Annotated in this window: 8 protein-coding genes; all 8 read right to left on the bottom strand. The window is 35.1% G+C overall.

Going from position 1 to position 6,469, the window contains the following annotated elements; genetic code table 11:
* Positions 1-852: 852 nt before the first annotated feature.
* The gene (locus ACKI3D_RS03605) at positions 853-1,434 is read right to left on the bottom strand and encodes a 30S ribosomal protein S3ae (protein ID WP_407392393.1); all 582 of its coding nucleotides are present in this window, start codon (positions 1,432-1,434) and stop codon (positions 853-855) included.
* Positions 1,435-1,907: 473 nt separating this feature from the next.
* Positions 1,908-2,237 (bottom strand): NifB/NifX family molybdenum-iron cluster-binding protein, encoded by a 330-nt coding sequence (locus ACKI3D_RS03600; RefSeq protein WP_407392392.1) that lies wholly within the window; start codon positions 2,235-2,237, stop codon positions 1,908-1,910.
* 33 nt (positions 2,238-2,270) lie between these two features.
* On the bottom strand, positions 2,271-3,029 hold the full coding sequence (mtnP, locus tag ACKI3D_RS03595) for an S-methyl-5'-thioadenosine phosphorylase (RefSeq protein ID WP_407392391.1): 759 nt from the start codon (positions 3,027-3,029) through the stop codon (positions 2,271-2,273).
* Between the two features lie 5 nt (positions 3,030-3,034).
* Positions 3,035-4,483: an RtcB family protein gene (locus ACKI3D_RS03590; protein ID WP_407392390.1), complete on the bottom strand. Its 1,449-nt coding sequence runs from the start codon at positions 4,481-4,483 to the stop codon at positions 3,035-3,037.
* A 109-nt stretch (positions 4,484-4,592) separates the two neighbouring features.
* Positions 4,593-4,985 carry a hypothetical protein gene (locus ACKI3D_RS03585; protein WP_407392389.1) on the bottom strand — a complete coding sequence of 131 codons (393 nt, stop codon included), beginning with the start codon at positions 4,983-4,985 and terminating at the stop codon, positions 4,593-4,595.
* A gap of 10 nt (positions 4,986-4,995) precedes the next feature.
* Entirely contained in the window at positions 4,996-5,385 is a 390-nt protein-coding gene (locus ACKI3D_RS03580) for a hypothetical protein (RefSeq protein WP_407392388.1), read from the bottom strand.
* Positions 5,386-5,614: 229 nt separating this feature from the next.
* Positions 5,615-5,935 carry a hypothetical protein gene (locus ACKI3D_RS03575; RefSeq protein WP_407392387.1) on the bottom strand — a complete coding sequence of 107 codons (321 nt, stop codon included), beginning with the start codon at positions 5,933-5,935 and terminating at the stop codon, positions 5,615-5,617.
* A 34-nt stretch (positions 5,936-5,969) separates the two neighbouring features.
* Positions 5,970-6,383: an archease gene (locus tag ACKI3D_RS03570; RefSeq protein WP_407392386.1), complete on the bottom strand. Its 414-nt coding sequence runs from the start codon at positions 6,381-6,383 to the stop codon at positions 5,970-5,972.
* Positions 6,384-6,469 lie beyond the last annotated feature (86 nt).

Raw genomic sequence — 6,469 nt, 5'->3', positions numbered from 1 at the left:
TAAGCGAACAAAATAAACATGAAAACTAATAAAAAACTGAAATCATAAATTATTCTACAAATACATAAAAATTCTAAATTATATTCATAATTTTATTAAAAAACTTTACAAAAATGGCAAAAAATGAATTTTTTTATATTCAATTAAAATTAGCCAAATCCTCAAAAAACAAATATAAAACATTTGTTTTATTAACAACGAACCAAATATCAATAATTCAAACATAAATAGGACAATATTCTACAAAACAGCACCAGTTAAAAAATGTGATAAGCACATGTAAAAATAGATTACATATCCCAATAATGAATAATTTAATAAAAAATAATCATTTAAATTAAAAATTAAAGGAAAGCAAACGAGTAACTAAGCAAAAAACGGCATTATTATCCAGTTAGCAAAAGCGAAAATTAAAATCGGTTGCTGAAGGAAAAATAAACCTACTGAAATAAAGGACATTTCACAGTAATTATGCATAATATTTCCAATATATACCACCAATATCACTTATCGGCAAAGTGGTTATCTGAAAAACGGACCATATTACTCACCAAAAACCGATTAGTCAACCACATGACGACTGTCAAAAAATCAAATCTGCGTTCAAATGTGAAACAGAATCCCTGCACAATGGCCAAAGATTTGAAAGTTCCATCAAAATCCCAAATTTTAACAAAATAATTGACCTATTTCAATAAGACAGGATATATGTGATAACCCATTTACACTAATTTCTAAAAATCAATTTTCAAGAAATTATAGACAATAGAAAAATAATCAAATAATCAATGAAAAAGTTTAAAAAAAATATTGTATACAAAAAAATAAAAAAAAGAAGTGAGAAAAGCAATCTTATTTGATTACTTTACTTTTGATGATTTCCACTCTTTTGAGAGGGTAAATCTTTTTAGCATTGTGGTAAATTTCAGATGCTAACTTACCGTTGACTACAATTTTGACTAAATCATCAAAGGATCTTTCAGCTGCTGCTTCTACGAGTAAATCTTCAATGGTTTTTCTCATGTATCTTTGTTGGGAAGATTTAGCCCTTCTGATTGTTACAGCCAATACTTGTAATTTTAATCTGCGACCATCTTTGGTTTTAACTATTGCTGAAGCGTCGATTCTGGAAGTTCCTCTTCTAATCATGCTTCTTACATAGTCAGTAGTGGTTTTGTGTCCGGTGAATTTTGTGTTTGCAACATCACCTGCAACATTATCAATTTCAAATCTGAGTTTAATGTAATGTTTTGAGAAGTCTCCGGTCAATTCTCTCATAGTAACTTCTACGCCTCTTCCAATGAGAAGTTCTGGGTCTTTTGCTGGAGTTTCTCCAATTTCTTTATCTTCAAAGTTCACTGGTGTTTTGATAGTATACCAGGATTTTTCTTTCCATGTATCACGTACTCTACGTCTTGCTTTTGCTTTTGCCATTATATCAACCGTTCATATTCTATTAATTTATTATATATAGTAATCTAGCGTTTCGCCATTAAAATTTTGAAAATAGTCTTTAAACTAAGCAGTACAATAAATACTACACAAAATAAACTGTAAAAATGATTTTAAATAAGTATATATTTACAATCGTTTATTTGACTATTGAGAGCTCTAAACTCTCTATTTAAAGAAATATTTGTAATTAAGTTTTATTTTATAAAACCCGCCCATAAAGGTTACAATTAATTATTTTATTCATGATATATAAAGATTATTGAATTTTTGAGAATATGGGAAGAAATTCGAAAATAAAAAAAATAATATATTTTTCAAAGTATACACACTCCTTTTAGAAGAAGGAAAATTAAATCTCTAAAAGACAAAATAATGCCTTAAATTCAATATTGAAGAAATGTTACAATAGAGTGAAAAAGTGTATACAATAAATTTCCAATAGAAAAATTTCTCTAAATTTTTATATTTTTCATGAAATTAACGTGGTCGATATAGCGGGATAGAACCTCATCGATCGGTCCCTCATCCATTACAAGTTTAATGCCTGCATCATCAGCCTTTACTTTGGATTTAAAACCGAACTGAACTGCAATTAAAACATCACAGTCTTCGCAAGCTTTAATCACTTTTCCACCCTGATGCTTTGCATCTTCGGAAATCTCAACATCACGTTTTTCAACGAAAGTCAGCTCATCGCCATAATCATAGACATATACTGACCTTCCCTTGCCAAGATGCAAGTCCACATTTTCACCGTCTGAAGACACTACAGCCAAACGCATAATATCACCATATCCCATTAATTAAATTTGAACCTAGACTTCAGCACCATCCAATGCATGATGGCAGCTGCAATCTAGTGAATCATCCACATTTTTTATAAAATTGTATATCAGTTCAAGTAGCTCAACTTCCTTTTCGGCCACCATTTCAAAAACTTCGTCGATTGTTAGAGCATTTTCGGATATTCCTGAGGCATAATTTGAAACTATGCATATTGAATTGTAGCACATTTCCCTTTCCCGTGCCAAAGTAACTTCAGGAAGGCCTGTCATTCCGACAAGGTCTCCTCCAAGCATTTTAAACATTTTTATCTCGGCAGGAGTTTCGAACCTAGGCCCTTCAGTGCAGACATAAGTGCCCCCCAGAATCACATCTCCTGATTCGGCCAGAACATCCCTCAATGTCGGACAATACGGTTCAGTTACATCAATATGGACTACCCTGTCCTCAAAAAATGTTTTGGCTCTGTTTTGTGAAAAGTCCAGAAAATCATCGGGTATGACAAATGATCCCGGCGGCATTTCCAGATTCATTGAACCCACAGAATTTGTCGCTATTATCTGTGTAACGCCTACATTCTTAAGTGCATCGATGTTTGCCCTGAAGTTGATTTTATGCGGCGGGATGGAGTGGCCTGAAGCGTGGCGTGGAATGAAGGCTACCTTTTTGGAAAAGATGTCTAAAATGGAGACTTTCACTTCACCATAGTCTGTTTTAACTATTTTCTCTTCAACCGCATCGGCCTTATGGGTAATTTCATATACCCCGCTTCCGCCAATTATGCCAATCATTATACTCATCCTTTACAAACTGCAATCGGTTTTACCTTAGCCACTAGCTTTGCGATGCCTGTTTCATCAGACACCCTTACAACGCTGTCCACGTCCTTATAGGCACCTGGAGCTTCCTCTTCAACAACGTGTTTGCTGGTAGCCTTGATCTTGATTCCTTTTGATGCAAGGTCATTTGTAATTTCATCAGCATTGAACTGCTTTTTAGCCTTGGATCTTGACAATACCCTTCCGGCACCGTGAGCGGTTGAACCGAAGGTCTCATCCATTGCGGTTTGTGTACCGTGCAATACATATGATGCGGTTCCCATTGTACCTGGAATCAGGACAGGCTGGCCGACAGCCCTGTACTTTTCAGGAACTTCCTCATTTCCCGGTCCAAATGCACGTGTTGCACCTTTTCTGTGAACCAGCACTTCCATTTCACGGTTGTAGACCTTATGGGTTTCCATTTTGGCAATGTTATGAGCAACGTCATAGACAATGTCCATTTCCATTTCCTTTGCGGATTTTCCGAGGACATCTTCAAAGGTTTCACGGACCCAATGGGTCATCATTTGCCTATTTGCCCATGCATAATTGGCCGCTGCAGCCATTGCCTGAATATAATTTTGAGCTTCTTTTGAATCAAGCGGAGCGCATGCAAGTTGTCTGTCATCAAGAGCGATTTTATATTTCTTATATGCCTTGTCCATTACTCTTAAGTAATCGGAACAGATTTGATGTCCGCATCCTCTTGAACCTGAGTGAATCATGACAACAATCATTCCCTTTTCAAGGCCGAATACCTTTGCCACTTCCTCATTGTAGATTTCATCGACTACTTGGACTTCCAAAAAGTGATTTCCGGAACCAAGGGAACCTAATTGAGGAATTCCTCTTTTTTTAGCCTTATCGGATACGATAGATGAGTCTGCATCGACCATTCTTCCGTTTTCTTCCAGAACTTCAAGATCCTCTTCCCATCCGTAGCCGTTTTTGACAGCCCATTCGGCACCATAATCAAGCACATCGTTGATTTCATCCTTATCAAGCTTGATTTTGCCTTTGCTTCCCACTCCGGATGGGATGTTTTTGAAGAGCTTTTCAGTAAGTTCGTCCAAACTGTCTTCAATGTCTTCCATGGTCAGATTGGATTTGATAAGTCTGACTCCGCAGTTGATGTCGAATCCTACTCCTCCAGGAGATACTATACCGTTTCTCAGTGCAAATGCCGCTACACCGCCAATTGGAAATCCGTATCCGAAATGAATGTCAGGAAGTCCAATGGAGTATCTTTGAACCCCCGGAAGGCATGCTACATTGACAATCTGCTTGATAGCTCCTTCCTCCAGTTCGTCGAAAAATTCATCGGCGATGTAAAATCTTCCAGAAGCTCTCATTTTCTTGTCATATGAGCCTGGAATCTCATAAACATTATCCTTAACCTTTTTAATTTCATCTTTAATACTCATAAAAATCACGAAGTTGTTATAATTTAATATTTATAGGTGGCGTTTATAATAAAGTTTTGGTGCTTTGGATGCTACAATACCCCTCCTATAGCACCAACAAATGTAATTGCTAATCCTCAAGAGTAGTGTCATATATGAAAAATTCCTTATATAGTCCCAAATACCCTTGAAGAGGGTCGATTAACGAATCAATAATGCGAATTTCATCCTTAAAATCGTTGAAATACAATTTTTCAGGGGCTTTAGCCATCAATAACAATTGAGGAACGAAAATAGGATCAAATACGACCTTCAAACTTAAAGAAGCATAAGGAGCATGTTCACAAAACAAAGGCCTGACTTCATTCAAAAGTACAATAACTCCCTTATTTTTACCTAAAAATTCATGAACCTCATCAAAATCGGGAATATCATACAAATCCTTTAACCTCAACACTTCCCGCTCAAACAATTCTTCATCATTATTCAAAGACTCAATCCACTCTACTTCCTTTTCAAACATATTATCAACCTCAATAAATTGGATTTGATTTAAGATACTCTAATGAATCAAAAACAATGATTAATTCTTTTTTATTATTCCTAAAGAATTTTTTAAAGTGTTCTGCATCTAAATTGCTATCATAATCAGCTTCATTTCTTGCAATCCTTAATTTATGAAAAATTTTAGAGATTTCTTTTAGAGTAGAATCGTTGGAATCCTTAATTTCATCATATACATCATTATGAATACTTCCACCCCGTCCTGCAAGATGATATTTGTGTTCAACATTGATTAAATACCTTCTAACTACTCCAAACACTCCATAATAGAACCTGCTAATTGCAGTACATATGGATTCCTCATCCAATCTTTTGAATAATATTTTTGCCAATATTATGAATTTTGCCCAATCAAACATTATCTCGCCTACTGTAGCCATATTAAAATATTGCTTCCACTTCGAAATATTGTCCTCATATGAGAGTATTTACTTCATCAAGAAGTAAATGAACTTTGAATTCAAAATTTAATAATAAATTAGTTTTTAATAGCATATAAAGGTTGTTATAGACTACAATAACATTAATATTGTCATATATTGTAATTTTTAAAAAATAAGAAGAATCAAGGAATATTGTCTGCCAATATTACTTTCTGAACAATGCTGAAACGCCCGCAATAAGCAGGAATATTGCACTTATTACATTGATGTATGCGGATCCGACAATTACAAACATGGTTGCGATAATGAATCCGACACCTGCAGTTTCAGGACTCTTTTTGACGTAATAGCTTGAAGCTATACCTAAAAATGATGCGATAATGGCTACAAGACCTAAAAAAGGAGTATGTACGTGGCCAAAGTTTTCCAAAAGTATTAGAATTGAACCTGAAAAAATTCCGATGATGGAACCGATTATCCCCATCACCATTTCAAAGTTCCTTGTTACAGTTCTGGTTCTTTTCATGATTATATCTATGTATTTAATGCTATATATAATATTATAAGTCCAGGATGGCCCGGACGCTTACGGGACTATCAACTTCAACATCCATCTGATGGAATGTTATCGCCTTTATCTCCGTTTTTCTCTCATGCTTTTCCCAATCGATGTCCTCGCCCCTGACTGTTGCCTTCAAATGGTAATCATCATCGATTTTGACGTGAAATTCGCTGAAGAGCATGAATTCGGTTTCATGGAAAAACAAAAGCTCCTCCAAATAGTCGTAAAGGAGTGAAACATAGTCCTCTGAGGCAATTTCAAATGATATTTCTTTTGATGATGCCACATCACCGGTATCTGTGATTACGTTAAACATTGCCATACCTGCATTTTCAAAGGCCTCATTCAAGTCATTGCCAAAGGCCATGATGCCAATGTCGGCAGTCACATCAAAATATTCATAACTTTTCATGATTTTTACCTCAAAATATTACTTTACAAATGCTCTCTCACTCTTTGCTTATATATGTACTTTCAACAATTTTAATATAGTGATTG

Source organism: Methanobrevibacter sp., assembly GCF_045586545.1.
GTDB lineage: Archaea > Methanobacteriota > Methanobacteria > Methanobacteriales > Methanobacteriaceae > Methanocatella.
Note: the sequence above shows the minus strand (reverse complement) of the source record. Positions and strands in the feature narration are given on the sequence as shown.